This window comes from Acetobacter musti (assembly GCF_011516835.1).
Classification (GTDB): Bacteria; Pseudomonadota; Alphaproteobacteria; order Acetobacterales; family Acetobacteraceae; genus Acetobacter; species Acetobacter musti.
On the sequence record NZ_WOTB01000003.1, the window covers coordinates 59,959 to 82,849 of the forward strand.

General features: G+C 58.5%; 34 protein-coding genes. 23 read left to right on the top strand and 11 right to left on the bottom strand.

Going from position 1 to position 22,891, the window contains the following annotated elements:
- Positions 1–35 precede the first annotated feature (35 nt).
- The 11 genes from GOB93_RS03130 to GOB93_RS03180 form a co-directional block, all read right to left on the bottom strand.
- On the bottom strand, positions 36–380 hold the full coding sequence (locus tag GOB93_RS03130) for a hypothetical protein (protein WP_173582074.1): 345 nt from the start codon (positions 378–380) through the stop codon (positions 36–38).
- A gap of 24 nt (positions 381–404) precedes the next feature.
- Positions 405–686, bottom strand: coding sequence for a hypothetical protein (locus GOB93_RS03135; protein WP_173582075.1), 282 nt, complete (start codon positions 684–686; stop codon positions 405–407).
- Positions 687–689: 3 nt separating this feature from the next.
- A complete protein-coding gene (locus GOB93_RS03140) occupies positions 690–935 on the bottom strand; it encodes a hypothetical protein (protein WP_173582076.1) in 246 nt (81 codons plus the stop codon).
- Complete coding sequence (locus GOB93_RS03145) at positions 932–1,810, bottom strand: hypothetical protein (RefSeq protein WP_173582077.1); 879 nt, start codon at positions 1,808–1,810, stop codon at positions 932–934. Before GOB93_RS03145 ends, GOB93_RS03140 begins: the two co-directional genes overlap by 4 nt.
- A gap of 82 nt (positions 1,811–1,892) precedes the next feature.
- Positions 1,893–2,192: a hypothetical protein gene (locus GOB93_RS03150; protein WP_173582078.1), complete on the bottom strand. Its 300-nt coding sequence runs from the start codon at positions 2,190–2,192 to the stop codon at positions 1,893–1,895.
- On the bottom strand, positions 2,183–2,602 hold the full coding sequence (locus tag GOB93_RS03155; RefSeq protein ID WP_173582079.1) for an ATP-binding protein: 420 nt from the start codon (positions 2,600–2,602) through the stop codon (positions 2,183–2,185). Before GOB93_RS03155 ends, GOB93_RS03150 begins: the two co-directional genes overlap by 10 nt.
- Before the next feature lie 495 nt (positions 2,603–3,097).
- A complete protein-coding gene (locus tag GOB93_RS03160) occupies positions 3,098–3,664 on the bottom strand; it encodes a hypothetical protein (RefSeq protein WP_173582080.1) in 567 nt (188 codons plus the stop codon).
- A 405-nt stretch (positions 3,665–4,069) separates the two neighbouring features.
- Entirely contained in the window at positions 4,070–4,438 is a 369-nt protein-coding gene (locus GOB93_RS21925) for a helix-turn-helix domain-containing protein (RefSeq protein WP_173582081.1), read from the bottom strand.
- A gap of 164 nt (positions 4,439–4,602) precedes the next feature.
- A complete protein-coding gene (locus tag GOB93_RS21370) occupies positions 4,603–5,280 on the bottom strand; it encodes a hypothetical protein (protein ID WP_242010504.1) in 678 nt (225 codons plus the stop codon).
- Positions 5,216–5,476, bottom strand: a complete 261-nt coding sequence (locus GOB93_RS03175) for a hypothetical protein (RefSeq protein WP_173582083.1) — start codon at positions 5,474–5,476, stop codon at positions 5,216–5,218. Before GOB93_RS03175 ends, GOB93_RS21370 begins: the two co-directional genes overlap by 65 nt.
- 121 nt (positions 5,477–5,597) lie before the next feature.
- Positions 5,598–5,738, bottom strand: coding sequence for a hypothetical protein (locus GOB93_RS03180; RefSeq protein ID WP_173582084.1), 141 nt, complete (start codon positions 5,736–5,738; stop codon positions 5,598–5,600).
- Between GOB93_RS03180 and GOB93_RS03185 the strand changes: the two genes are divergently transcribed.
- From GOB93_RS03185 to GOB93_RS03290, 23 genes are all read left to right on the top strand, one after another.
- Positions 5,737–6,021, top strand: coding sequence for a hypothetical protein (locus GOB93_RS03185; RefSeq protein WP_173582085.1), 285 nt, complete (start codon positions 5,737–5,739; stop codon positions 6,019–6,021). The genes GOB93_RS03180 and GOB93_RS03185 overlap by 2 nt on opposite strands.
- Positions 6,018–6,221, top strand: coding sequence for a hypothetical protein (locus GOB93_RS03190; protein WP_173582086.1), 204 nt, complete (start codon positions 6,018–6,020; stop codon positions 6,219–6,221). Before GOB93_RS03185 ends, GOB93_RS03190 begins: the two co-directional genes overlap by 4 nt.
- A 7-nt stretch (positions 6,222–6,228) precedes the next feature.
- A complete protein-coding gene (locus tag GOB93_RS22185) occupies positions 6,229–6,438 on the top strand; it encodes a helix-turn-helix domain-containing protein (RefSeq protein WP_408742338.1) in 210 nt (69 codons plus the stop codon).
- On the top strand, positions 6,431–6,640 hold the full coding sequence (locus tag GOB93_RS03195; protein ID WP_173582087.1) for a hypothetical protein: 210 nt from the start codon (positions 6,431–6,433) through the stop codon (positions 6,638–6,640). The genes GOB93_RS22185 and GOB93_RS03195 overlap by 8 nt, the downstream gene beginning before the upstream one ends.
- Positions 6,630–7,070, top strand: coding sequence for a hypothetical protein (locus GOB93_RS03200; protein WP_173582088.1), 441 nt, complete (start codon positions 6,630–6,632; stop codon positions 7,068–7,070). Before GOB93_RS03195 ends, GOB93_RS03200 begins: the two co-directional genes overlap by 11 nt.
- Positions 7,067–7,648: a TRM11 family methyltransferase gene (locus tag GOB93_RS03205; RefSeq protein WP_173582089.1), complete on the top strand. Its 582-nt coding sequence runs from the start codon at positions 7,067–7,069 to the stop codon at positions 7,646–7,648. The genes GOB93_RS03200 and GOB93_RS03205 overlap by 4 nt, the downstream gene beginning before the upstream one ends.
- The gene (locus GOB93_RS03210) at positions 7,645–8,670 is read left to right on the top strand and encodes a DUF7146 domain-containing protein (protein ID WP_173582090.1); all 1,026 of its coding nucleotides are present in this window, start codon (positions 7,645–7,647) and stop codon (positions 8,668–8,670) included. Before GOB93_RS03205 ends, GOB93_RS03210 begins: the two co-directional genes overlap by 4 nt.
- On the top strand, positions 8,657–10,543 hold the full coding sequence (locus GOB93_RS03215) for an FtsE family protein (RefSeq protein WP_173582091.1): 1,887 nt from the start codon (positions 8,657–8,659) through the stop codon (positions 10,541–10,543). Before GOB93_RS03210 ends, GOB93_RS03215 begins: the two co-directional genes overlap by 14 nt.
- Before the next feature lie 234 nt (positions 10,544–10,777).
- A complete protein-coding gene (locus GOB93_RS03220) occupies positions 10,778–11,320 on the top strand; it encodes a DUF6362 family protein (protein WP_173582092.1) in 543 nt (180 codons plus the stop codon).
- Positions 11,321–11,685: 365 nt separating this feature from the next.
- Positions 11,686–12,267 (top strand): DNA packaging protein, encoded by a 582-nt coding sequence (locus GOB93_RS03225; RefSeq protein WP_173582093.1) that lies wholly within the window; start codon positions 11,686–11,688, stop codon positions 12,265–12,267.
- Positions 12,242–14,377, top strand: coding sequence for a terminase gpA endonuclease subunit (locus tag GOB93_RS03230; RefSeq protein WP_173582094.1), 2,136 nt, complete (start codon positions 12,242–12,244; stop codon positions 14,375–14,377). The genes GOB93_RS03225 and GOB93_RS03230 overlap by 26 nt, the downstream gene beginning before the upstream one ends.
- Before the next feature lie 10 nt (positions 14,378–14,387).
- Entirely contained in the window at positions 14,388–15,143 is a 756-nt protein-coding gene (locus GOB93_RS03235) for a hypothetical protein (RefSeq protein WP_173582095.1), read from the top strand.
- The gene (gene gpW, locus GOB93_RS03240; protein WP_173582096.1) at positions 15,140–15,424 is read left to right on the top strand and encodes a gpW family head-tail joining protein; all 285 of its coding nucleotides are present in this window, start codon (positions 15,140–15,142) and stop codon (positions 15,422–15,424) included. Before GOB93_RS03235 ends, gpW begins: the two co-directional genes overlap by 4 nt.
- On the top strand, positions 15,424–17,106 hold the full coding sequence (locus GOB93_RS03245) for a phage portal protein (protein WP_173582097.1): 1,683 nt from the start codon (positions 15,424–15,426) through the stop codon (positions 17,104–17,106). The genes gpW and GOB93_RS03245 overlap by 1 nt, the downstream gene beginning before the upstream one ends.
- Positions 17,103–17,915, top strand: a complete 813-nt coding sequence (locus GOB93_RS03250; RefSeq protein WP_173582098.1) for a S49 family peptidase — start codon at positions 17,103–17,105, stop codon at positions 17,913–17,915. Before GOB93_RS03245 ends, GOB93_RS03250 begins: the two co-directional genes overlap by 4 nt.
- Positions 17,916–17,939: 24 nt before the next feature.
- Positions 17,940–18,497 carry a hypothetical protein gene (locus tag GOB93_RS03255; RefSeq protein ID WP_173582099.1) on the top strand — a complete coding sequence of 186 codons (558 nt, stop codon included), beginning with the start codon at positions 17,940–17,942 and terminating at the stop codon, positions 18,495–18,497.
- Positions 18,497–18,898, top strand: coding sequence for a head decoration protein (locus tag GOB93_RS03260; protein WP_173582100.1), 402 nt, complete (start codon positions 18,497–18,499; stop codon positions 18,896–18,898). Before GOB93_RS03255 ends, GOB93_RS03260 begins: the two co-directional genes overlap by 1 nt.
- Before the next feature lie 7 nt (positions 18,899–18,905).
- Complete coding sequence (locus GOB93_RS03265; protein ID WP_242010505.1) at positions 18,906–20,015, top strand: major capsid protein; 1,110 nt, start codon at positions 18,906–18,908, stop codon at positions 20,013–20,015.
- 7 nt (positions 20,016–20,022) lie between these two features.
- Positions 20,023–20,316: a hypothetical protein gene (locus GOB93_RS03270; protein WP_173582101.1), complete on the top strand. Its 294-nt coding sequence runs from the start codon at positions 20,023–20,025 to the stop codon at positions 20,314–20,316.
- A complete protein-coding gene (locus GOB93_RS03275) occupies positions 20,313–20,696 on the top strand; it encodes a head-tail joining protein (RefSeq protein ID WP_173582102.1) in 384 nt (127 codons plus the stop codon). The genes GOB93_RS03270 and GOB93_RS03275 overlap by 4 nt, the downstream gene beginning before the upstream one ends.
- Positions 20,668–21,189: a hypothetical protein gene (locus GOB93_RS03280; protein WP_173582103.1), complete on the top strand. Its 522-nt coding sequence runs from the start codon at positions 20,668–20,670 to the stop codon at positions 21,187–21,189. Before GOB93_RS03275 ends, GOB93_RS03280 begins: the two co-directional genes overlap by 29 nt.
- 8 nt (positions 21,190–21,197) lie before the next feature.
- A complete protein-coding gene (locus GOB93_RS03285; RefSeq protein WP_173582104.1) occupies positions 21,198–21,407 on the top strand; it encodes a DUF2635 domain-containing protein in 210 nt (69 codons plus the stop codon).
- Complete coding sequence (locus GOB93_RS03290; RefSeq protein ID WP_173582105.1) at positions 21,404–22,891, top strand: phage tail sheath subtilisin-like domain-containing protein; 1,488 nt, start codon at positions 21,404–21,406, stop codon at positions 22,889–22,891. Before GOB93_RS03285 ends, GOB93_RS03290 begins: the two co-directional genes overlap by 4 nt.

Sequence of the window (22,891 nt, forward strand, 5' to 3'; positions counted from 1 at the left end):
TGCGATCACGGTCAAAGTGAGCCAGAATAGGTTGTTCATGCTGCGATGCCTTCCCGTGTCTCGATCGGCTCCGCGTCCTCGGCCCATCCTTCCAGAAGGCTCTCACCGTTTTCCTGCTGCAGCTCGCATTCCGGGAAAAAGATGCGCCACTCACGATCTTCCTCAGCGACAGCCTGAAAGAGACCGCTCCCGACTGGACTGACAGTGAGTCTCCAGTTCGGCAGACCGCCGGTACTATCGCCGGAGATCTCCGACTTTCCATCGATCCGCGCCTTTGAGCAGCGATCAAACCTGATTGGCCAGCCATAAAGCATGTCCATCAGAACGGCGGCGTATGATCCGGAATCCGTTGGCTTCAGAGAGAGATGATATCGCGGCATCTTCAATCCTCCACGATATAATCGTCAGATATTCTCACTGAGAAGATGGCCGCCGATGGCAACTCCGTCTGCATCTTCCGGTATCGCGCTGACCCAGCAGGGAGGGCATTTCAGCTCGACGCCGTTCTCGAGCCGGACCACATGCTCGACCGGGTGACCGTGCCACGTGTAGACACGTATTTCGTGCGCAATGACCGGATAGGAAAACAACTTACTGGCCTTTGCCGGGTCATAAACGCAGACCTCACGGTCTCTCTTTTCAACAAGAGTGAGGCCCGGCGTGAATTTGCTTCGTGTGTCGCTCATGATTTAAGAATCCTGATGCCGGTGGCATAGTGATTTACGAAGGTTTTCTGCCTGGTCGTGAAAGCCGGCAGCAATCGCTGCCCAGGCATCTGCAGGCGCAATAAACCCCTCGCTTCGATAGTGTGCGGCGGCTTCGTCAAAAGCGTCCGCCATACTGAGAAACTGCGAAATAAGCCCGAGAAGGTGCTCGTCCCGGTTCGGATAAAGCGGGACAGTTTCGGGGCGGACTGCAACGGCGGTTTTGCTCATACCGCCCCTCCCCGATCTCCCCGCTGAACGCATGGGAAGCCCTGACTTGTCATGGCATTCTCATCGAGCCTTATTCGCGATATTTCCTGTTTATTGACAAAAGAATTCCAGGAGATAGCGGTCAGAGCTGAAAGCTCCACCTGCTTAATCCGGACACGAGAAAGAGCGGCGTCACGTATATGGATATAAAGCCTGTGGGCCGGATTTGAGTCTGAGGGGCACGCGGCTCCTGCGCTGATGTCTGCGAATTTCTGAATGTCGCAGAGAGACGCATGTCGCGCTGCAACAGCAAGAATTCCGACGATCGCAGCAGATCGCCTCGGGTTAAAGCGCGTTGACTCGCAGATCCTTATGACCTCAGAGATATGCGGTTCTCCGCGGAGCAGCTCAAGAAGGATATCGGGATCCGGCTTAAAGCCATTATTGGCCATGATCCGCCGGTCATACATCAGCACCACACGGGCCACCGCTGCAGACTTGTTTGCATTCGTAATTCCGGCGATCGACAGGATCTGACCCCGGGTCCGCTCTGCTCCCGTCCCGGTCACCTGAAAGGCAGCCCGCGGGACGCCAAAGCGAACATCAAGCTCCGCTGCTATGTTGGTTCGCAGAATGGCCGTCAGCCTATGCTGTCCGTCATTCAGCATTCCTTCACGACTGACGATCACAGGTTCGCCAGTATTCTGCCATCGGCCCGATTTCAGGATTTCCGAAAATCTGGCGACAGCTTTTTCGTTCAGCGGCCGGTTTTCCTGATTTCTTTGAAGAAGCCAGGACGCGATCGTCTGGGTCACCGTGCCGGTAATCGTTCCGGAATGATGACTGATCAGGTGAGACAGTTCTGGGAGGTTCTTCGCAATCGGCATCGAATTCATGCCAGCCCCCTGCCCTGCTCCAGATATGGAACAGCTTCAGCACAGAGCCAGAGAGTGGCACAGACAAGCGTAATCATTGCGATCAGGACTGCAGAGCGCATTGCTGCCCCCTCGACTTTGACTGAGCCATGGAGAAGATCTCTGCCCGCTCGGCTTCTATGGCCTGATCAGCAGCGACGTAGGCCTTATTCAGCTCCAGCTGAGCTGCCGCTCCGTAGCGACCGTTGACCAGAATGTCAGCGATGACGCGCTGCAGGCGGGCGAGAGACTGGGCGCGGCGCAATGACGATTTTAAGACGCACGTCGTCTCTGCAATGACGCCAGAAGACAGAGGAGCTGATGCCTGGGGTCCGGTGTGCAGGTCGTCGGTCATCACGCGCATGGCGTGGTCCTCCGCTGCCGGAAAAGACTAGTATCAACCGCAGGAGGCTCAATAAATGTCCAGCAGTCACCATCAAGGTGACTAAGCCAGAGTGTGCCGTCACGACATAATGACACCAGACTTCCTCGTCCATTTTCCACAGGGACTGAACAAATCTGGATGACCTTACGGCCCATGAAGTTACTTTCGGAACCTGAAACAACTTCCCGTGGTTCCCTCACTCCATTACTTATTGCATCGGCATTTTTCAGAATATTGATCAAAATAAAAGAGATGGCTTCCTTCGTGCGATCCGTGACCTCCGGACTGGCCGCCAACACTTCACTGAATTCTCCGCATAGGTCGGAGATCTTCTGGGCTCTGGATCTGATCTCCCAGCCGCTAATCGTTTTCTCTGCCTGTGCGCTCATCCCATCTCCTCTGCCAGCGTGTGGCCAGGTGTTGATGGGACAAAATGTCGCTTAAAGCGACTGACGATGTCAATATAAAAGTCGCTTAAGGCGACATATAGCGATAAATTTTTCGCACTCTTTATGTCGCCCGAGCGCCGCATCTTGCTTTGATCACGCTTTCAAGATGAGAACGTCATGACCAAACAATCCCGCCACGGAACTAAGATTCGGCATGTGAGAGCATTGGCCAAGTGAAGGCCATTAGCCGGCGATCGGGATCTCTGGAACTCGACAGACCCGTCTGAGACAGTCACTCCAATTATGGTGACGCTGTTTGCCGTAGGTTGGTCGGCATGCAAACGGGAGATATCCCCGTGCTCCTGCTGAAGGCACTAATTGTTCGGAAGTCGGATGCCGAGTGAGCGTCCAGATGCTGTTAAAAGAGAGCCCCGCCTGAGCGGGGGTCTTAGTTGGGCGATTATCCGGTTAATATGAACTGAGCAATCCGGATGCTTATTCAAAAGTAGGGGGTTTTTTGGATGGAATTATGACAAAACTGTCTGAAGTTGGGTTAGGTGGATTGCTTCCAATATAGCGGCCAGTAATACCTTCAAATGGTTCGCTGGGATTCAAAATAAAAGATGTAATTCCAGATGATCGCATTAACTCGGTTATTTGAATATTCTTTTGGGTATCGGGTGTATGAATTATAACTCCTTGATCAGGATTTGGCTGCATTCCAAACATGAAGTTAGCATCGGCGCCGCCGGCCCTAAAGGCGCGCAAAAACCCGTCTCCGTAGTACTGGCACTCGGGGTCCGAGCCACCGCATACGATCCAAATGCGCCCGATGAACGATGACGACATTGATTTTATAGCCTCGAATTGCTCCTTCGTGAGGCTCCTCCAAGATACACTTGCTTTAATCTGTTCTGTTCTTAAATTGGCTTTTGCTGCCTCATTTTTGGAATTTTCAGCGCTGGCATTAGCTTGAGCAATCCGAGCATCCGAGTCGGCCGAAAGTATCGTGCCAGCCTGCCACATAGCTAGCACGCAAATTGCCGTTACAGCAGCCGACAAGAAAGTAGCTATCTGACCTATGGCATAGATTTTACTAGCCGTGGCAACAGACCACGATAGGATAGAAGGCAATGTTGGGGGTCCTTCTGATATCTGGAATTATTATATTCGGCATTCTAAGTGTGATTGCCATTTTTATTGCCATTAATGGACACAAACAGAGAATGCGTTACGTTTCCAGAAACAACAGGTAATTATTAAGTTCTAGTCGCGGTTCAGGTGCAACCAGAATCTGCACATAAGAGACATTACAACTCCCACGTGAGCCTAACGGTATGACCTTCTGTCCCGATATCGATGCAATCAAAATCCCCGCATAACCTCCATCCGGAGATTAAAGAAGAACGTTTGTTCTCATTTGTGGTATAGAATCTCCATATTGAGGTGGAGAGCGAGATGGGGGAGTTAATCAATTTCAGGAGTGCTGGGGATAGACTGCTCAAGAAGAGCGAGCCAGGCATCTCGCTTCGCGAGATCAAGGGAACGCCAGAGCCCGACGATTGCTTTCTCCTCGCGCGAATATGGCGGCTCACCATGCATTTCGATGCGTGCGAGAGGGAACGCCTCCGGAGAAGCCCCATTCTGAAGATAGTCCAAGGTAACACCATAGAATGACGCTAGATCAGCCAACGTCTTATGCGTCCCCTGTTTTTTTCCAATCTCAAGCTCATTAATAAATGACCGCGACTTATCAATCGCTGCCCCGACCTCAACCAGCGTGAGTTTACGGCCGCGTCGAAGCTTTCGCAGGCGCTGACCAAGAGTCTCTGTCATCGAACCAGCCTGGCAGAAAGATGATTTTAATGTGTCGCTTATGGCGATTTTTCTCGCTTGACTAATTGCGTCGCTTTAAGCGACATTAGCGACATGAACACGCGAGCAATAATCGACAGAGCTGGAGGTCCGACACGTGTTTCGCGCGTCCTCGGGCTTCGATCTCACACGACGGTGCTCAAGTGGGAGAAAATCCCAGACAAGCACATCATTAAGTTGGAGGCTGCAACGGGCATCCCTCGCGAAGAACTGCGTCCCGACCTGTTTGCGCGCCCCAACTCCCAGACAGTGCCGCAGCCATGATCGATGACTAAATGTTCATGGATATCGTTCGCCGAGGGATGGCGACTCTGGAGGATTGTCGGGACCCCCCGGCCATGACCGCCATCCGCAAAGCCATTGGTCTCATCTTGTGGAAGTTCCTTGATGCGGCGCGCTCGCCCAGATGCGACGACCTGTCTCCCGAACAGCGGGCAGCTACCGTCCGTTCCGAAATGAAAGAATGGGAGCATCGGGAATTCGCCCGGCGTGAAGCAGAGCGTGCCGCCAGCCGTGAGCGTACTGCGCGGGAACGTGCAGAAAACAGGGTCGTCGCCGTCTGGAATGCGGAGCGTGCCGGCCCGCTCTGCGAGGTTCTCGGAGACTCTCCATATATAATCACAACCGCGAACGCCGAGCAGGTGATCTTCGAAGGACGCGTCCGTCTGAATGGGGCCGTCACGCAAGAGAAGCGGATCATCGTCAGGCCGGGCGACCACATAGCCGTTCATGCTTTTCCTATCGCCGATGACGCGCAACTGCCGTGTCCAGATCATCATGAAGCGGTCCGAGAAGATGCTCATAGTCGACCTTCGCCAGAAGCGGGGTCATCTGTCGGTCAGTCTGAGTGGCTACCTCGCTCATGAACATTTCTGCCTGCATTCGCGCATCATGTGATCCGTCAGCGATCAGGGTTGCGACCATCTTTGACAGCAGTCTGATACGAAACTCGAGCACCTCGATGCGTGTTTCGAGCAGTTCACGATCTGTGGCTGTCACAGAATCCTCCATGGTTTGGTGTGGTAACCCCATGGTGGGCCGAAGCGGCCGGAGCAGCAATGCTCCGGCTGCCGGGCGGCGCCTCTCACGCAGCGCCCAGATATCGTCCAGTTCGTCGTTCTCAGACTTCCTCCTGCCAGTTGTTCCCGTCCACGCCGGTAACAATGACAGAGAGGGCATCCAGGATGTTGGGTATTTCGTCCAGGAACGTGGGTATTTTACCCAGGAGCGTGGGTGTTTCACCCAGAGCGGACGGCAGCATGTCCGGTAGCACCGCCAGCGATCAGTTCAGAGAGATGATCCGGGAAGAGGTCTCGGCGCGTCGCGCATCCGGCCTCAAACGGGCTTTTTCTGAGGTCGCGCGGTTCTTCGGACTGACAGAGCGGCGGGTCCGTGCCGCATGGCACGGCGAGCTGCGCCATGTCAGCGCGGATGAATTCAGTCAGGTTCGCGACCGTAGGCTGGCATCGCTGCGGGCGAGACAGGCGCAGATCGCGGCGGACATCGCGCAACTGGGCGAGGATCTGGGGCGGCGTGCCGGATGAAAGAAAGCTGCATTTTCTTCATCGCAAGCGCTGCCGCCGGCGTCCTGATTATAACCGTCGTGCGCTGCCGCGTGGTGATTGCTCAGGCATGGATGTCCCGCGAAGTCATTGTGATCCGGCGTCGGATTGCACGGCTGGAGCGGATTGAGCGCCGCGTCGACCGATGGCTGCACACATCAGACAATTCACCGGAAGGATAATCTGACGATGACAAAATCGCAGCGCATTGCCGCGACTGTTCAGTTTCTGTCCCGCTCAGGGGTGACCGTTTCAGGAATAGCGGGGCGCCTCGGGATCTCTGAACGCCGGGTCTATCAGCTACGATCGATGGCGCCGTCAGAGCAACGAACAGCTCCGCCCAGACAACGCGTGCGTGCCCTTCCTGTCGGCGCCGGCCTGGAGGTACGTTTTGGTTGAATCCCAGACGGAGCGCCAGTTTGGCGAGAAAGTGCGCAGGAAGCCTTACAGCATCCGGCGCCGGGAACTCGATGTTGGCGCGCTGATCGCCAGTTCGCGGATCAGGCCGGACATGACCGGGCAGGTCAGAACCTCAGGCGGTATGACGCTTATTTCGACGAGCGCCATGAAAGCGCCGGTGGGTTTCTGGTATGTCGGGTGATCTCATTCTGCCCACGGTCTTTTTCAGAAGGCTGAACACGGCCATTCGTGAAGCCGGTGGTGCAACAGGCTTCGCCAGAAAGCATGGACTGGATGTCAGGCGCGTTTATGACACGCAGGACGCGACTGTTGTCGACGAAGGTGTCGCGGCGGCGCTGGGCCTCAGGGAAGTGCTCCGTTATCCTGTCACCGCGGATCCGACAGTGCTCGCTCCGCTTACGGCGGTTTACGAAAAACTGAATACTTTTATTCGCGAGTGCGGAAGCCAGCGCGCGGCGGCGCCGCATTTCGGGATTGGCGATAAGCATCTGAGCAATATCGTGAATGCCCGTCGCGGCGTGACCCCTGTATTGGCAAGGCTCGGATTTCGGGCGCCGGTCAGCCGGTTCGTTTCGCTGACTGACAAAAAAGCCGGATCACGCGTGTCATGAGCCGGACTGCGAAAGTTTCTTCCTATGAGCGTGTGAAGCATGAATTTTATCGTGAGCCTGCGTTTTCGGTTCGTGCGCTGTTGGCTGTCGAGAGGCCATTCACAAACGTAGTCATGGATCCTTGCTGTGGTCTCGGGAACATTCCTGACACGCTCCAGCGGGAGGGCATTCGCGCTTTTGGTTCAGACCTGATCAATCGTGGTGAATCCCCAAACAGGCGGATGCTGGGTGATTTCCGTCGACTTATACCGTTCTGGCGTCCGGAAACGATTATTACGAATCCTCCCTATTCATGCTGGGAAGAGATTGTCGCGTTGGGAATGGAAGCAGGTGCGGAAAGAGTCTGCCTGATCCTCCCGATCCGGTTTCTGGAGGGGATAGTGCGGTCTGGCTGGTATCAGCGATATCCGATAGCCCGGCTATGGGCCGCGTCTCAGCGCATTGATATGCCGCCTGGCGGCGTCATCATGAAAGGCAAAGGCGGGAACAAGCAGTATGCGTGGTTTGTCTGGGAAAAGGGGCACATCGGGCCGCATTATCAAGGCGGCTGGCTGCCGATTATGGATAAAGCGGCATGACCGTAAAGCTGTCTGCGTCCGAAGTTTCGGTCATGCTCGCCCAGTCCATGGAAACGCTGGCGCGCGAGCTGCTGCCGGGAGGGAAGAAATCGGGCGCCGAATGGGCCGCCGGAAGCCTCGCCGGTGAGCCAGGCACGCGTGTCTCGGTCCATCTGTACGGACCAAAGGCGGGTGTGTGGAAAAACTTCGCAGGTGATGAGAGCGGAGACGCTCTGGATCTCGTGGCCGCGTGTGTCACGGCTGGCGACACGAAGGCAGCATACAAATGGGCCTGCAACTGGCTCGGGCTGACGAATGAGAAAGTCGAGGAGCGCCGGGTCGAAATCAGACAAAAAGCGGAAGAAGCGAAGCAGCAATCCGATGAGCTTGCCCGGAAACGACGTGGCCGTGCGCGTGAACAGTGGCTCGCAGCTCAGGAGAATATTCTCGACACTCCCGTCGATTTTTATCTGCGCGGCCGTGGCATTGATCTGAGACGGCTTGATCATCCTCCCCATGCCCTGCGGTTTGGTGCGGAACATTACTGCGCGGAGACCGGCACATCATTGCCCGCCATGCTGGCTGCCATCACGAATCTGGACGGGCGCATTGTCGCGCTGCACCAGACGTGGCTCGGCCAGCATGGTGGACAATGGTCAAAGGCGAAGCTGGAGCTGCCCAAAAAGGTTCTTGGTCCGTTCGCGGGCTCCTGCATCCGTCTGCGGAGAGGCGAAACCGGCCAGCCTCTGAAGAAAGTTTCTCCGGCCGAGACCGTTGCCATCGGGGAAGGAATTGAGACGTGTCTGTCCGTTGCTCTGGCATGCCCTGAGCTGCGGATCCTCGCCGCGATCTCGCTCGGCAACCTCGGAACAGTTCGTCTGCCGGATTCAGCGCGCAAGGTGCTGATCCTGGCGGACCGTGATGAACATCCGGCGGCCAGGAATGGTCTGCGCAAGGCCATAGACACGCATCTGGCCGCTGGCCGCGAGGTGCGTCTGGCCATGCCGCCGAAAGGTAAGGATTTCAACGATGCCATCCAGTGACAGCCTGACATCGATCAGAAACTCGATCGATACGGCTGACCGTTGTTTCCAGGTCATCGATGGCGGCAAAGGCGATGGCGGCGGGCCGCCTGAAGCGCCACAGGAAGAACAGCCCTGCCCTGTCGCTGTCGTCGGTCATCTCGATGGCAGCTTTTATTTTCTCGATCGCGTGGGCCAGCTGAGAGTGCTGCGCGCCTCTCAGATGACGCGCCGGCCTGATCTGCTGTCGTTATTCGGCGGGTCGGTTCACTGGCTCAAAGAGAAATTCCCGAAGACAGCCAAGGTCAAAGAAAAGGACGCCGGCGGTGATGAGATTACGAAAGAAGTTGTCGTTGACTTCAATATCAACCGCAGCGCTGAATTTCTGCAGCGTGAATGCTTCCATGCTGGTCTGTATGGCGATCACATTAAGATCCGCCGCCCTGGTATATGGCCCGCTCCCGACGGAATGCCTGTCGTCCATTGCGGTGATCGTGTGCTTATCGGGTCTCGCCTGGAGCGGCCGGGGACACGGATCGGCGATCAGATCTGGGCAGCTGCGCCGGCTCAGCCGCGACCGGGTAAGCCCTGTGATCGTGAAATTCCGCGCCTTTTGCAGAAACAGATTGATGAGCTGTTTAATTTCCGCATTCCGGGCAGCAGCATCATCATCATGGGGATGCTCGCCTGTGCCTATTACGGTGCGGCGATCCCCTGGCGTCCCGCCGGGTTTCTCACAGGTCCTGCCGGCAGCGGGAAGTCATCGCTGCTCAAGATTCTGGCGAATGCCATCCCGCTTAAATTCTCGACGAATGACGCCTCAAAGGCCGGCATCGAGCAGACCGTGGATGGTCGCGCAATCCCAATGCTTATCGACGAGGCCTCGGATCGTATCGATCAGCGGATGGCAAGGGCACTCCTCGATCTCGTCCTGTCCGCGACCAGCGGTGAGGGCACGAACGGTGCTCGCGGTGGCGTCGACGGGGTAGCGCGTAAGATCTCGGTCTCCGGCAGCATCATCATGGCGTCGATCCGGCCGCCGGATATGGAGGCGCAGCATTTCGGTCGCTTCACCATTGTCGAGATGAAGGCTGCCTCAACCGGTTCGGATCATACGACTGAACATCGGGATCTCGCGGAATGGGCATCTGAACATGGTCCAGCGCTGTGGGGACGCACACTGGCCGGATGGGAGCGTTATCGTGAGGCCCGTATTGTCCTCCGCGCCGCCGTTGGCAGGTCCGGTTGTCAGCCGCGCGAAATGGACCAGATGGGCTCACTGCTGGCGGGCTGGTGGACGCTGACCAGTGATCATGTGCCAACAGAGCAGGAGGCGGACAATGCCGTTCTCGGTGTTGCCGGATATATTCGCAATGAGGAGGAAACTCAGGCTGTCAGTGGAACCCAGCAGATGGTGGATCACTGGTTGTCGCAGACGGTCCAGATGCAGCGGTCAACTGACCGGCGTTCGATGTCGGCTCTGATCAGCCGGATGCTGAAGCCGGACGGCGACGTCGATTTTGACGACGAGGATGATACTCAGCGCGCCGATCTGAACTATTCACGAAAGAACGTCGAGAGCGTTCTGGCAATGTATGGTATCAGGGTAGTCAGGCGGGATGAGCCTTTGCCACGAAGCGGCATGGCGCCTCCGCGCGGGAGTGAAGGTGACGGGTTATGGATCTGGCCACGAAATGCGATGCTTTCCGACCTGTTCAAAGACACGCCCTATGCCGGACAGAAATTCGTCTATGAGCTGATGAGAATGGAAAGTTTCCGTCAGGCTGGCAAAGATCGGAATGGAAGACCGCTCGTCATCAAGATGGACGGGCGCAGTCATAAGGGCTGCATCCGGATACGGTGTTGTGAAATCGGGCTGTCAGATGACGGCTAAAGGTTACCAGAAGCTGTAACGGCACCCATAGGGCACCTGCGTGGTTACCTAAACTTGCTGATATATTCTAAAGGGCACCCAAATGCCTTTGGGCACCTGTTTTCTCGCTCGTATATATGTTTTCGCCATCTTCGTGCTTCTTGCCGATTAGCACGAAAATATAGGTGCCCTTGGTGCCCTTAGTAACCTTTCTTACTAACTAACTGATATATATAGAGAATAAAGGGCACCATAATGGGCACCAAAGGGCACCTTTCAGCCGGCAGCACATCAGCGGCGGCAAACGTCTCTTCCCCGCTGCTGCCCGACGACTACGTCGACGTTTCAGGTCTGACCTTCAGGAAGCGGAAGGCAACTGAGTTCAGCCCGGATCGTCCGGCTGTCGACCAGGTTGAGGAATGGCTCGAAGAGGCTGGCATGACGCTGGCGACGCTGCGGATGAAGGACCTTCGGCCGGCTGGCGTTCGGATCAACTGGCCCGACATCGTAAACGACCCCGATGATCTCGGCTGGCTTCGTGACAGCGATGAGTTTCTGCCGCCTCCGACTGCGGACGCGATCGCACGAATGGATATCGCGCTCGGCTGGGTCAGCCTGCTGAACGACAGACGTCAGCGCGACGTGGTGAACAGACGTCTGATCGTGAACCCGCTGTCGGGAAAACATCGCTGGGAATGGCGGAAGCTCGGGCGTCTGCTCGGAGTGCATCACCAGACGGCGCAGGCGTGGCACAGACGGGCCTGCGAGGTCATCGCGAAAAAAATCGGCCCGATGTAATTTTCCCCTATCCAGACTATCCAGATTGCAGTATCTGCAATGTCATGATGAGGCGGCGTGCATCCATGAGGGTGTCGCCGCTTTTTCATTGGACGATCGGGACCGTCTCCCTGACGGGTTCAGACTTTGCGGGAGGCGACAATGTGACGCGTCACGCCCCCTCCCCTGCCTCGTGAGCTATGCGTTCAGCGCATCGCCTCCGGGCAATCAATGCATCTTTGTGGGTCCTTCCTGGAGGGGTCGCCATCCGGGGGTAGTTCGCGCCCCGGTAAGACGAACTTTTTGAGCAAATAAAACAAGGGTTTCTGTTGTTGTTGTTGTCGTCCGACACTGCTGCGACTGCCCGCGGTCCTGACATCGCGCCGATGCTCAACAAGCGTGAGCTCGCCCGGCGCCTGAAGGTGTCGCTTCCCACGCTGACCGCCTGGATGGAGCGCTGGCCGGAATTCCCGGTCGCACAGCGCGGCACCAACGGATCCAGCTACCGGTTCGATGTCGAGGCGGTCTTCGCGTTCCTCTCCGAGCGACGGGATGAGGAAGCCCAGCAAAAGGCTGGCCGCGATGAGCAGCTGATGGCGCTTCAGCTCAGCTTCGCGGATCTGTTTCCGGCGCCGGCACCCCTGGCTGACAGCGGTCGCAGGATGTCGCCCAAGGAAGAGATCGATCTCTGGAAGCTTCGCGACCTGAAGCGGAAAGAAGCCGAGCGATCGGGACTGCTGGTGGTTGCGGAGCAGGTCGAGCAGATGTTCGGCGCGGCGTTCGCCCGGCTCAGCCGGGACAGCATGAGTTTCATCCGGCGTCTCGGCCAGCAGGAACGCTGGTCCGATGCCCAGCTGAGAGCTGTGGAGACGCGGTTCGCAGACATGCAGCGCCAGTCAGTGCGGGATGCGCTGGCCCTCCTCGATACGGACGCGGACGCCGATGAGCGACAGCTTAACCTCACATGACGATCTTATGCCTGGCGACGTCCAGTTCGCGGATCCTCGTCAGATCGTCCGGAACGCACTTCAGGCCTATCTGCCCGCCGAGAAAATGGACGTGGCCGAGTGGGCTGAGCGCTATCGGTTCCTGGACAACCGGGGCGGGGGTTATGTCGGCCGATGGTCGCATGAAGAGGCTCCCTATCTGACCGGGCCGATGGAGGCTCTCACCAGCCGGACGCACCTGACGACCGCCGTAGTCGGGCCTGCGCGGTCCGGCAAGACAGCGTGCGGGCAGAACTGGCTCGGGCAGGCGGTCGAGATCGACCCGGCGGACATGCTGGTTTACGCCCAAACCGAAGGCGCGCTCGAAAGCTACGTGAAGCGCGAAATCGAGCCGATGATCGACAGTCATCCGGCAATGAAAGAGCGGCTGGGCACGCTGCCAAAAGACAGGTCCATGAAGTTCAAACGCTTCAGGGGGATGTGGGTCGAGTTCCTGTCTGCCACCTATTCGAACATGATTTCAAAGTCGGCGCCGCGGATCATCGCGACCGAGCTCGACGCCTTCCCGAAGGATCTGGGTGACGCCTACAAGCTCTTCTCCATGCGGCGGGACAGCTTTGGCATGGAAAGCATGGTCTACGTGGAGAGCCACCCTGACCGCGCGCAGGGAGCGGACCCGTCGCTCTGGACCGATGGCATCATGAAAATCTACGCGGACAGCGACCGCCGGACATGGTGGTGGCCCTGCCCGCACTGCAATGGCTTCTCCAGCCCGACGCCTGGGACAGCGCGCCAGATGACGCTGCACTGGCCTGATAATGCGCCGCTGGATGAGATCAGGGACGCGGCCGCGCTGCTCTGCCCATGCTGCGGCTCTCTGATTGAGGACCGCTGGCGCCGGACCATGAACCTGGACGGCATCTGGGTCGGCGCCGGCCAGGAGATCACTGTGGAGGGAGATGTCTCCGGAGAGATGCTTCGGAGTGATATCGCCGGCTTCTGGATTACGGGCCTCATGTCTCCCTTTGTCACGGGTGGTCTTGGGACGCTCGCCCGTGAGTTCGCGAAGGCTGAGCGGGATTGCGGTGTCACCGGGGACGACAAGGATCTCCGGGAAGTCACCATCAAACGACTTGGTTTTCCGTATCAGTCTCCTCGGCGCGCCGGCTCGCTCGATGCGACGACTCTCGCCGATCGCGCTGAACCGGGGTTGAAGCTCGGTTACGTGCCCGAAGGTGTTCGTTTCCTGACAGTTGGCGTCGACGTCCAGGCGAACCGCTTTGAGTTTCTGACGCGGGGATGGGGCAAAGAAGGCGAAAGCTGGATCATCGAACATCGCCGCGTGGCCGCTGATCCAGCTACCAGCCCCGCAGACTGGGATGCCCTGCTGACGGAGCTGACTGAAACGCTCTATCCGCTCGCTGACGGCAGTCGCCGGGGGATGCGGGTTCTGGCGATCGGCTATGACTCAGGCGGCTCTGAAGGCGTTACCCTTCAGGCCTATGGGGCATGGAGGCGCTCCAGGCGGGCCATGCGGGCGCGGATGATCGGACAGATCGAAGGCAGGGAAGCCTGGACGATCCTGCCGCTCAAGGGAGCGTCCAGTTTCAACGCCCCGAAGCTGGCAGTTTCGTATCCGAATACCCAGCGCAAGGATCGGAATGCGGCAGCGCGGGGAGAAATCCCTCTTGGTGCCTTCAACCCAAACAGCTTCAAGGATGATGCTGAGACCGAGCTGCAGCGCGCAGCACCGGGGCCGTGGTTTGTTCACTTCCCTTACGCGCTCAGGGCGCAGGAGCCCCCTCACCCGTTCTTCGAGCAGATCGTCTCCGAAAGACGCAACGCAGGCGGCCGATGGGAGAAACTCACGGCCTCGTCCCGAAATGAGGTGCTCGATCTGCTCGTCATGACGGACGTCATGGCAACGCTGCACGGTCTTCGCCGGATCAACTGGGACAGTCCCCCGGCATGGGCGGCTGACTGGGATCAGAACGTGCTGGTGAAACCCATCCAGACCGACACAGACGTGCCCCGGACAGCTGAAACGAAAGACAGCCCGTCCATCGTGAAGCCGGTGAAGTCACAGGGCATGAGCATGGCGGAGATGGCGAGAAAATACGGCTCAAACTGAAGGAATTCGCGTGGCTCTGGATCTTAAAGTCAGCTTCGATGCCAGGAGGCTGATGCGGGATCTGAGCGCCCTGTCAGAGAAAGAGATCCCGAAAGCGGCAGCTTCAGCGCTCAACCGGCTGGCCACAGGTGCCCGGCTGCAGGTCACTGACCGCATGCGGGAGATATTCGAGGATCCGACGCCTTTCACGCTGCGGGGCTTCTTCACGCGGCCGGCACGATCGAACAACCTGGAGGCATGGGTCGCAACGCGCGATTATGCACCGAAGGGAACGCCGGCCATCAAATATCTGGGTCCCCAGATCCGCGGTGGCCAGCGCGACATGAAACGCTTCGAGAGGGCGCTCAGACCGGTCTCGGGTGGTCAGTATGTCGTGCCGGGAGCCGATGCGCCGCTGGACCAGTATGGCAACATAAGCCGTGGCGTCCTGATCCAGATCCTCAGTCGTCTCGGTCTGATGGCGGATCCATCCGCCAATATGGGCGACAGGACGGCCCGGCGCCTTGCCCGGCAGGGCAAGGTCGCGAAAGGCCGGAAAAGTGAATACTTCGTCGGTCGCGAACGTGGAAACGGACGCCCGACCGGGGTCTACAGGCTGCTCGCACCCGGCAAGGTGGCTCAGATCCTGAAGTTTGTGCCGCGGGCGCCCTCCTACCGTGCTGTGCTGCCCGTCGAGACCATTGTCGAGCAGACCATCGCGCGGCGGCAGGACCGCATCGTGCAGGAAGAAATCATCAAGGCATTCCGAAGGAGAGGACTACGATGACAATCCCGTTCTTTCCGGTGGAGAGGCTATACAACCCCGACACCAGCATTCTCGCGGGAATGACACCCGATCAGCTTCGGGCGGCGCTGGCGAGCGCTCAGTCTGCCCTGATCCAGCTCCAGACGGGCGGAAAACCGGTAAGCGTGTCCTATGCGCAGGGAGACGGCAGCCGCTCGGTCACTTACACGCAGGCAAGTATCGCCGGGCTGACGGCTCTGATCATGCAGCTGCAGAGACAGCTCGGTATTGGTCGGCGCCGTGCTCTCCGGCCCATTTTCTGATGGCAGGACTCCTTACCCGTATTGCCGGCGCTCTCCGGGGAGAGAACGCCCGGCACCGGGCTGACCGTATCGCACCGGCTCCTCCGGATCCGCGTCGGGCTCATGCCCTTAATGCGCCGTTCCAGGTGCCATTTGATGCGGCCGACAACTGGGGTCAGCATCTCGCCGCCTGGCAGCCGTTCCTTTATTCGGCCGATACGGAGATCAACCCGTATCGCGATCAGATCGTCAGCCGGGTCCGTGACCTGGTCCGTAATGACGGCTGGGCATCAGGAGCGATCACCCGGACGCTCGATAACGCGGTCGGCGTCAATCTGCGTCCCGTCGCAAAGCCTGATTACCGGGCACTGGCGGAACTGAGCGGCAACAAAGCATTCGACGCGCACTGGGCTCGTGAATTCGGCGCCGCGCTCGATGCACGGTGGCGGCTCTGGGCGAACTGTCCGGATAACTGGAACGACGCCGAACGCATGCTGAGCTTCGGCCAGCAGATGCACCTGGCATTCAGGCATCTTCTGATCGACGGGGACGCCCTGGCCATTCTGCCATGGGATGAAGCATCGGTCGGCTACGGCCGGGCACGTTATGCGACGACTGTTCAGATCATCGATCCGGACAGGCTGAGCAACCCGAACATGATGATGGATCTGCGGTTCGTCCGCGGTGGCGTCGAGATCAATGACCGGGGCGTCCCTCAGGCTTACTTCATCCGAAAAGCGCATCAGGCTGACTGGTATAACGCGGCACAGAGCGTCGAGTGGGAGCGCATCCCGCGCGAAACCAGCTGGGGACGCCGGCAGGTGGTGCATATGTTCGAGCATCACCGAGCGGCCCAGCACCGGGGTGGCGCAGGCATGCTCACTCCGGTTGTCCAGCGCCTGAAAATGCTGATCAAATATGACGGAAGCGAGCTCGATGCCGCGATCATCAACTCGGTTTTTGCAGCCTACATCGAAAGCCCGTTCGATCATCAGATGACGGCGGAAGCTCTTGATCCCGGCATGCCGAACCAGAACATGTTCGGGGCACGATGGGGACAGCAGCTCGAATGGAACCATGGCAGGAACCTGAGCATTCAGGGATCCCGGATCCCGATGCTCTTTCCCGGAGAAAAGGTCAGCACGGTCAGTGCGGCACGCCCGACCAGTAACTTCCATGATTTTGAAAAGGCGGTTCTGAACAACGTGGCGACGGGCGCCGGTATGGCCTCTTTCCAGCTCAGCAATGACTGGTCCGATGTCAACTACTCGTCGGCTCGTGGAGCACTCCTCGAATCATGGAAAACACTGACACGGCGCCGGGAGGATTTTCAGATCGGCTTCGTTTCTCCGATCCGGACAGCGCTCATTGAGGAAATGATGGAGGTCGATGACCTTCCCCTGCCCCGCGATGCACCGGATTTCGTGGAGGCTAAATACGCCTACGCCCGTTGCCGGTGGCTGGCGCCCGGTCGCGGCTGGATTGATCCGGTCGCGGAAAAACAGGGAGCCATCCTTGGCATGGATGCCGGGCTGTCCACGCTGGAAGCCGAATGCGCAATCAATGAAGGCGCTGACTGGGAAGAACATCTCGACCAGCGGTCCATTGAAGTCGGGGCGTTTAAAGAGCGCGGACTGCCGCTTCCGGAATGGAGTGGCGGCGAACCTGCATCAAAAACAAAAGACAAACCGGAGGAAGAATGAGGAGGGTTCAGGCAGATGCGGTTCTGAACCGGCCTCTGGCGCTTTCGGCCGCACGTACGGCAGTCCTGCAGCACACCCTGAAAACGGCAGGAGTCACCGCTCTTTTCGATGATTCCGACGGTTTCTGGACCGGTGCGCCGCTCTGGAAAGAGGACGGGATTGCCGTCATCGGAATCAAAGGTCTTCTGCTGGCCGGTCAGGGCGGCTGGGGTTATCCGTACGTCACGTTCTACGGAGATGTGCAGGCTCGTCTGGAAGAGGCGCTGAACGACGCGTCGATGAAAGCCATTGTGCTCTACATCGACAGTCCGGGCGGCATGGTTTCCGGACTTTATGACCTTGCTGACCGGATTTTCGATGCGCGAAACATCAAACCGATAACGGCGGTTCTCGCGGACGAGGCCTATTCGGCGGCCTATGCGATTGCCAGTTCAGCCGAAAAGATCACTGTTCCGCGCACTGGCGGTACCGGATCCATCGGCGTGCTGATGCTGCATACGGATTTCAGTCGGATGCTGGATCAGGCGGGAATCAATGTGACCGTGTTCCGATACGGCGAGCATAAGGCCGAACTCCTGGAGGTCGAACCGCTGACCGACGGCGCCCGCGATCGGGCGCAGGAAACGATTGATCGTCTCGGCGAGATGTTTGTGGATCTGGTGGCCCGCAATCGCGGTCTCGATCCTCAGAAAATCCGCGACATGAAAGCGGAGACTTTCCTCGGTGACGACGGCGTGAAGCTCGGTCTGGCCGATGCCGTCATGAGCCCGGATGCGGCGCTTATCGCGTTGCGTGACGCCCTTAACTGACAATTTCTGAAACGGAGAATGAGTATGAGCGCTTCGCGTGACGCGACAGCGAGCCCTTTCGCGCATCTCAACCGCCCCCGGGCCGAAGAGCCGGAAAAGGATGAGAACCCGGATGAAGGCGCCACGACGGCGGAAGATCCGGACGATGACAAGCCGGAAGACGACAAAACCGGCAAGAAGGGCAAAAAAGCCAAAAAGGCCGATGACAGCGCTCCGGACGACGACGGCGATGACGACACCGATGCCGAAGACGAAAAAGACGAGGACAAGGCTTCGGCGCGCGCGCGTGAGCGCGGGCGCTGCGCTGCCATCTTCCGGTCAGCGGCAGCGGCGCGCAATCCGGCGGCTGCGGCTGAAATCGCGTTTGGCACCACGCTGACCCGGTCAGCGGCTGTCCGTCTGCTCAGCACGATGCCGGGAGCAGCCCCGGTGCAGGCTTCTGCTGAAAAAAGGGCGCCTGCACTTCGGGATCGCATGGCTGCGGAAGGCCGGCAGGCCGTCCCGGCCAATGGCGGCTCATCTGAGACAACTCCGGGAGCGCGACTGGCGGCTTCGGCCAATGCACGGCGAGGAGGAAAATAATGTCGGGCAGTAATTCCTACGGTTTCTATCCGTCAGCGCAGCAGACCACGTTTGTCCCTGACCAGCTGATCGCCGGCAATCTCAAGCTCGTCACACAGGATGTGACGATCGGAGCCGGCCAGACCCTCCTTCGGGGTTCGGTCGTTGGAAAGGTGACGGCAACCGGTGCCTATATTCTCTGTGTCGCGACCGCCACTGATGGCAGCCAGGTTCCTGCCGGGGTGATGGTTGACGCGGTTACGACAGCGGCCGGCACGACCGGCGCCGGGTCGATCTATCGCCAGGGTGAGTTCAACTCAAACTACCTCACCTTCGACGCGAGCTGGACCGCTGCCACGCTCACTGCTGCAGCTCCCGCGCCGATCTACGTAAAGACGGCTCTCTCCAACACCATCGTCTGAGGCTCTCATGTCAGGAACAACCACGCCCATGCAGGGCGAAATCGGAACGCTGGCGGCGGCACTCAGCGTTTATACAACAGCGGAGCTGGTCTATTTCGTCCGCAACCTGAAGCTGGCACAGACCTTCCTGCTGGATAACTTTTTCCCGAACATGGTTGAGTCGGATGCTCCGGAAGTCGCGATCGACGTCGATGTCGGTAAGCGGCGCATGGCACCGTTCTGCTCTCCCCTTGTAGAAGGGAAGCCGGTGGAAAGCCGGCGCTGGCAGACCAATCTGTTCAAGCCGGCCTATATCAAGGATTTTCGCAACCCTGATCTCCTGAAGCCTGTTCGCCGCAATATTGGCGAGCGCCTCATGGGTGAAATGTCGCCGCAGCAGCGCCTCGATGCCAATCTGGCCTGGGAAATGGCGGATCAGGTCGATATGATCAATCGCCGCCTCGAGTGGATGGCGGCGCAGGCTCTCGTGAACGGATCCGTTACCATCACGGGTGAGGGTTTTCCTGAGCCAATTCTTGTCGATTTCCAGCGCGATCCCGCGCTGACAATCGCCCTGTCCGGCACGGCACAGTGGGGACAGACCGGAATCTATCCATCGGACTACCTGACGTCGTGGGCTTCAACGATGCTGCAAAAGTCCGGCGCAGCCCCGACAGACATCATCTTCACGAACAGCACATGGAATGCGTTCAAGAACGACATCAAGGTGCTGAACGCGGTCTGGATGGAGCGTTCCGGGGACAGTCAGGTCAATATGGGTGGCGCCATGCGACAGGGCGCGATCAACATGGGCCGATGGGGACAGTACCGTCTGTGGCTCTACAATGACTGGTATGTCGATCCGGGCACGGATGTCGAAGAGCCGATGATTCCGGACGGAACCGTCATCATGACGTCGCCTGATCTTGAAGGCACGCGGGCTTTCGGTCTGATTTTCGATCCGGAGTTCAGCTACCAGTCTCTGGCTTATGCGCCGAAACTCTGGTTCTCGAAAAACCCTGCAGCCATCAATCTCATGATGCAGTCAGCACCGATCGTTATCCCGTCGCGGGTCAACGCGTCATTTGCGGCGACGGCGTGTGCGCCTGCCGCAGCCATCCCTGCTCCGGCACTCTGAGGTGATCATGGCAAATTCTGAAGAGAAAACCGTTCGCGTCGTCACGAAACGTCTCATTTACGATAAGGTTGACCCGGGGTTTCCGACTGCGCCGCGCCCTGTCGGCTCGCATCTAACTGTTCCGGAGAGCGTTGCTGCGTTCTGGGAAAGTCGGGGAATTGCGCGCCGCGCCGGTGACGCGGAAGTCGCTCCTGCCGTGGTGGCGGCCGGAGTGGATGGTGCGAAAACAGCCCCTCCACCACCTGCTCCGCCAATGACACCGCCTCCCAAAACTGCGGGTAGTCCTGCCGTTCCGTCATGACCGGCGCAGCCGGGCCGTTTGACTGGAGCGGTCTGGTGCTTGGCCCTTGTCAGAATGTCTTCGGTGAAAATGTCACATGGTATCACCGTCGCGCACCTGCCGGCGTAACCGTGCGCGGCATCTTTGACGAAGGCTTTCAGGCCTATGACGCGATCGGCGGCGAAGACGGAATGGAACCTGTGCATCTGTCGAGCAGCCACCCGATCCTTGGAATCAGAATAGCCGATTTTCCGTCTCTTCCCGTTCAGGGCGATCGGTTTCTAATCCGGGGCATACCGTATCGTGTTCAGGAGGTTAGGCCCGACAGTCACGGCGCCGCTTCACTCATTCTCAATAAAGCGGACCGTGAAAATGGCTCTGTATCGTGCGCGTCTTCGTGAACTGGCAGCCGAAGCCCTCCTGAACAGCACGATTGCGGAAGACAGGGTTTTCACGGCGCGCAGCTGGCCGATTACGCCGGCAGATACACCCGCGATTTATCTGCAGATCCCTGACGATGAAATGACCAGCACCGGCCGGAACGCCGGGGATTTCGTCAGGGTGAGCGATCTGGCGATCCGCGGCGCCGTCTGTGGCGGAACGCCCGGAAAGTGTCAGCTTCTTCTGGAAGCCATGGCGGAGCAGATAGAACTGTCGCTGATGTATTCGGTAGAATTCCAGAGCGCTCTGTCTCAGATTTCATATCTCAGGACGAACTTTGTCGTTTCCAGTGAAGCAGCGGAGCATATTGGTGAACTGCGGATGCTTGCTGGGCTGGAATATTTCGAGAGTTATCCGCCGATCGGTGCGCCACTCAGAGAAATCACCGGAAAAATAACTACTGAGGCCAGTCAGCACTTTGCCGGTCTGTCCGTGAAATTCCCAGAAAACTGAGGTCCATCATGTTTGTGAAACCGGCAGATGGCCGCGCTGTGCGCTGGCCTGGCTCCATGCGCCTGCTCAGCAGTAACGGCGAGAACGTCCCGGATAATACCTTCTGGCGCCGCCGCCTGAAATTCGGGGATGTCGTGAAAGCCGAAGCACCAGCGACGGCCCAGCCTGTCGCAGATCATCCAACGGAACACGCGGTTGAGGAAGGTAGCGCGGCATGAGTGGTTCGATCACCGTTCCGGGCTATTCGGATACAAACCGGGTCCCGGGTTTTTACTTCTCGCTGGATAACTCAAAGGCCAACACAGCGACGGTCGCCCGTCGCGTCCTGATTATGGGACAGATGCTGACGGGGGGCGGCGTCGGGACAGCCGGTGTCGCAACAATCTCGGCGGGCTACTCGGACGCCGTCGCGAAATACGGGGCCGGATCTCAGTGTGCTCTGATGGTCCAGGCCTATCGCGCGATCGATACAACGGGTGAGCTTTGGGTTCTGCCTCTCGCGGATGATGCGGCTGCGGTCGCGGCAACAGGGGGCTTCACTATCTCCGGGGCCGCTACAGCCGCCGGCACCCTGTCGCTCTATATCGGCGATGCGCTCGTCTCCGTCGGTGTGTCGTCAGGCGACACCGCAGCCATAGTCGTTGCGTCAGCAGTAACCGCCATCAACAGTGTCTCCGGACTGCCGGTTACGGCGACGGCCGGGACAGCCAGTAACGTCGTCCTGACCGCCCGCAACAAGGGGATGGCCGGGAATGATATGCTGCTCGGTATTTCCCTTCTTGGAACATCCGGAGGCCAGTCGATCCCGGCAGGCCTTACGGTTATCGCGAACGCATTTTCAGGCGGCACGACCAATCCGACCACGATCGCCGAGGTTCTGGATAATCAGGGCGAGCGAATTTATGACCTAGTTCTGCATCCGTATTCCGACACAGGTTCGCTTACGGCTCTGAAAGAATGGCTGTCGACTTCGACTGGTCGATGGGCGCCCATGGTGCAGCTCTACGGCCATGCGATCACGGCTTATCGTGGCGCGTTCGGACAGGCGACGGCTTTCGGGGCAGCGCTCAATGATGAGCATGCCACGATCATGCCGATCTCCGACAGTCCGTCCTCACCCCTGATCTGGGCTGCGCAGATCGGCGCGCAGACGGCAATCAGCATGCGGACCAATCCTGCCCTGCCTGTGACCGGTCTCGCCCTGACAGTCATGCCGCCGACCGATGCCGGCCGGTTTATTCTCACCGAGCGGAACAGCCTCCTCTGGGACGGTCTGTCGACCTTCACGGTCGATGACAGCGGGACGGTCAATATCGAGCGTCTGGTGACGACGTATCAGACGAACGCCGAAGGTCTGCCGGACAACAGCTATCTCGATATCGAGACGATGCTGACCGCTCAGGTCTGTATGCAGGATATGAGGACGTGGCTCGGCTCTCAGTTCGCCGGCTTTATCCTCGTTGCGGACGGCACGAAAATCAGTGCCGGCATCAAGGCGACAACCGCTGCTCTCATCGGTAAATCCTGCGCATCACGCTATCGATATCAGTGCCAGCAGCTCTGGTGCCAGAACGCCGATGTTTTCTCGTCCGGACTTGTCGCCGTGAACAGTGGCAACGGCGTGGTCAAACTTCTCATGCCTTACGATTTCGCTAATCAGCTTCGCGTCATCGCCGGCGACGTTCAGTTCACAAAATCCTAA

Coding starts and splice junctions, on each gene's coding strand:
- GOB93_RS03215 (WP_173582091.1), top strand. CDS start 8,657: ATGCCATCCAGTGACAGCCTGACATCGATCAGAAACTCGATCGATACG.
- GOB93_RS03220 (WP_173582092.1), top strand. CDS start 10,778: ATGGGCACCAAAGGGCACCTTTCAGCCGGCAGCACATCAGCGGCGGCA.
- GOB93_RS03205 (WP_173582089.1), top strand. CDS start 7,067: ATGAGCCGGACTGCGAAAGTTTCTTCCTATGAGCGTGTGAAGCATGAA.
- GOB93_RS03190 (WP_173582086.1), top strand. CDS start 6,018: ATGAAAGAAAGCTGCATTTTCTTCATCGCAAGCGCTGCCGCCGGCGTC.
- GOB93_RS03225 (WP_173582093.1), top strand. CDS start 11,686: ATGCTCAACAAGCGTGAGCTCGCCCGGCGCCTGAAGGTGTCGCTTCCC.
- GOB93_RS21925 (WP_173582081.1), bottom strand. CDS start 4,438: ATGACAGAGACTCTTGGTCAGCGCCTGCGAAAGCTTCGACGCGGCCGT.
- GOB93_RS03130 (WP_173582074.1), bottom strand. CDS start 380: ATGCCGCGATATCATCTCTCTCTGAAGCCAACGGATTCCGGATCATAC.
- GOB93_RS03140 (WP_173582076.1), bottom strand. CDS start 935: ATGAGCAAAACCGCCGTTGCAGTCCGCCCCGAAACTGTCCCGCTTTAT.
- GOB93_RS03245 (WP_173582097.1), top strand. CDS start 15,424: ATGGCAGGACTCCTTACCCGTATTGCCGGCGCTCTCCGGGGAGAGAAC.
- gpW (WP_173582096.1), top strand. CDS start 15,140: ATGACAATCCCGTTCTTTCCGGTGGAGAGGCTATACAACCCCGACACC.
- GOB93_RS03150 (WP_173582078.1), bottom strand. CDS start 2,192: ATGCGCGTGATGACCGACGACCTGCACACCGGACCCCAGGCATCAGCT.
- GOB93_RS03135 (WP_173582075.1), bottom strand. CDS start 686: ATGAGCGACACACGAAGCAAATTCACGCCGGGCCTCACTCTTGTTGAA.
- GOB93_RS03255 (WP_173582099.1), top strand. CDS start 17,940: ATGAGCGCTTCGCGTGACGCGACAGCGAGCCCTTTCGCGCATCTCAAC.
- GOB93_RS03180 (WP_173582084.1), bottom strand. CDS start 5,738: ATGCTGCCGTCCGCTCTGGGTGAAACACCCACGCTCCTGGGTAAAATA.
- GOB93_RS03270 (WP_173582101.1), top strand. CDS start 20,023: ATGGCAAATTCTGAAGAGAAAACCGTTCGCGTCGTCACGAAACGTCTC.
- GOB93_RS03275 (WP_173582102.1), top strand. CDS start 20,313: ATGACCGGCGCAGCCGGGCCGTTTGACTGGAGCGGTCTGGTGCTTGGC.
- GOB93_RS03230 (WP_173582094.1), top strand. CDS start 12,242: ATGAGCGACAGCTTAACCTCACATGACGATCTTATGCCTGGCGACGTC.
- GOB93_RS21370 (WP_242010504.1), bottom strand. CDS start 5,280: ATGAGCATCTTCTCGGACCGCTTCATGATGATCTGGACACGGCAGTTG.
- GOB93_RS03260 (WP_173582100.1), top strand. CDS start 18,497: ATGTCGGGCAGTAATTCCTACGGTTTCTATCCGTCAGCGCAGCAGACC.
- GOB93_RS03285 (WP_173582104.1), top strand. CDS start 21,198: ATGTTTGTGAAACCGGCAGATGGCCGCGCTGTGCGCTGGCCTGGCTCC.
- GOB93_RS03185 (WP_173582085.1), top strand. CDS start 5,737: ATGTCCGGTAGCACCGCCAGCGATCAGTTCAGAGAGATGATCCGGGAA.
- GOB93_RS03290 (WP_173582105.1), top strand. CDS start 21,404: ATGAGTGGTTCGATCACCGTTCCGGGCTATTCGGATACAAACCGGGTC.
- GOB93_RS22185 (WP_408742338.1), top strand. CDS start 6,229: ATGACAAAATCGCAGCGCATTGCCGCGACTGTTCAGTTTCTGTCCCGC.
- GOB93_RS03265 (WP_242010505.1), top strand. CDS start 18,906: ATGTCAGGAACAACCACGCCCATGCAGGGCGAAATCGGAACGCTGGCG.
- GOB93_RS03200 (WP_173582088.1), top strand. CDS start 6,630: ATGTCGGGTGATCTCATTCTGCCCACGGTCTTTTTCAGAAGGCTGAAC.
- GOB93_RS03250 (WP_173582098.1), top strand. CDS start 17,103: ATGAGGAGGGTTCAGGCAGATGCGGTTCTGAACCGGCCTCTGGCGCTT.
- GOB93_RS03145 (WP_173582077.1), bottom strand. CDS start 1,810: ATGAATTCGATGCCGATTGCGAAGAACCTCCCAGAACTGTCTCACCTG.
- GOB93_RS03155 (WP_173582079.1), bottom strand. CDS start 2,602: ATGAGCGCACAGGCAGAGAAAACGATTAGCGGCTGGGAGATCAGATCC.
- GOB93_RS03280 (WP_173582103.1), top strand. CDS start 20,668: ATGGCTCTGTATCGTGCGCGTCTTCGTGAACTGGCAGCCGAAGCCCTC.
- GOB93_RS03210 (WP_173582090.1), top strand. CDS start 7,645: ATGACCGTAAAGCTGTCTGCGTCCGAAGTTTCGGTCATGCTCGCCCAG.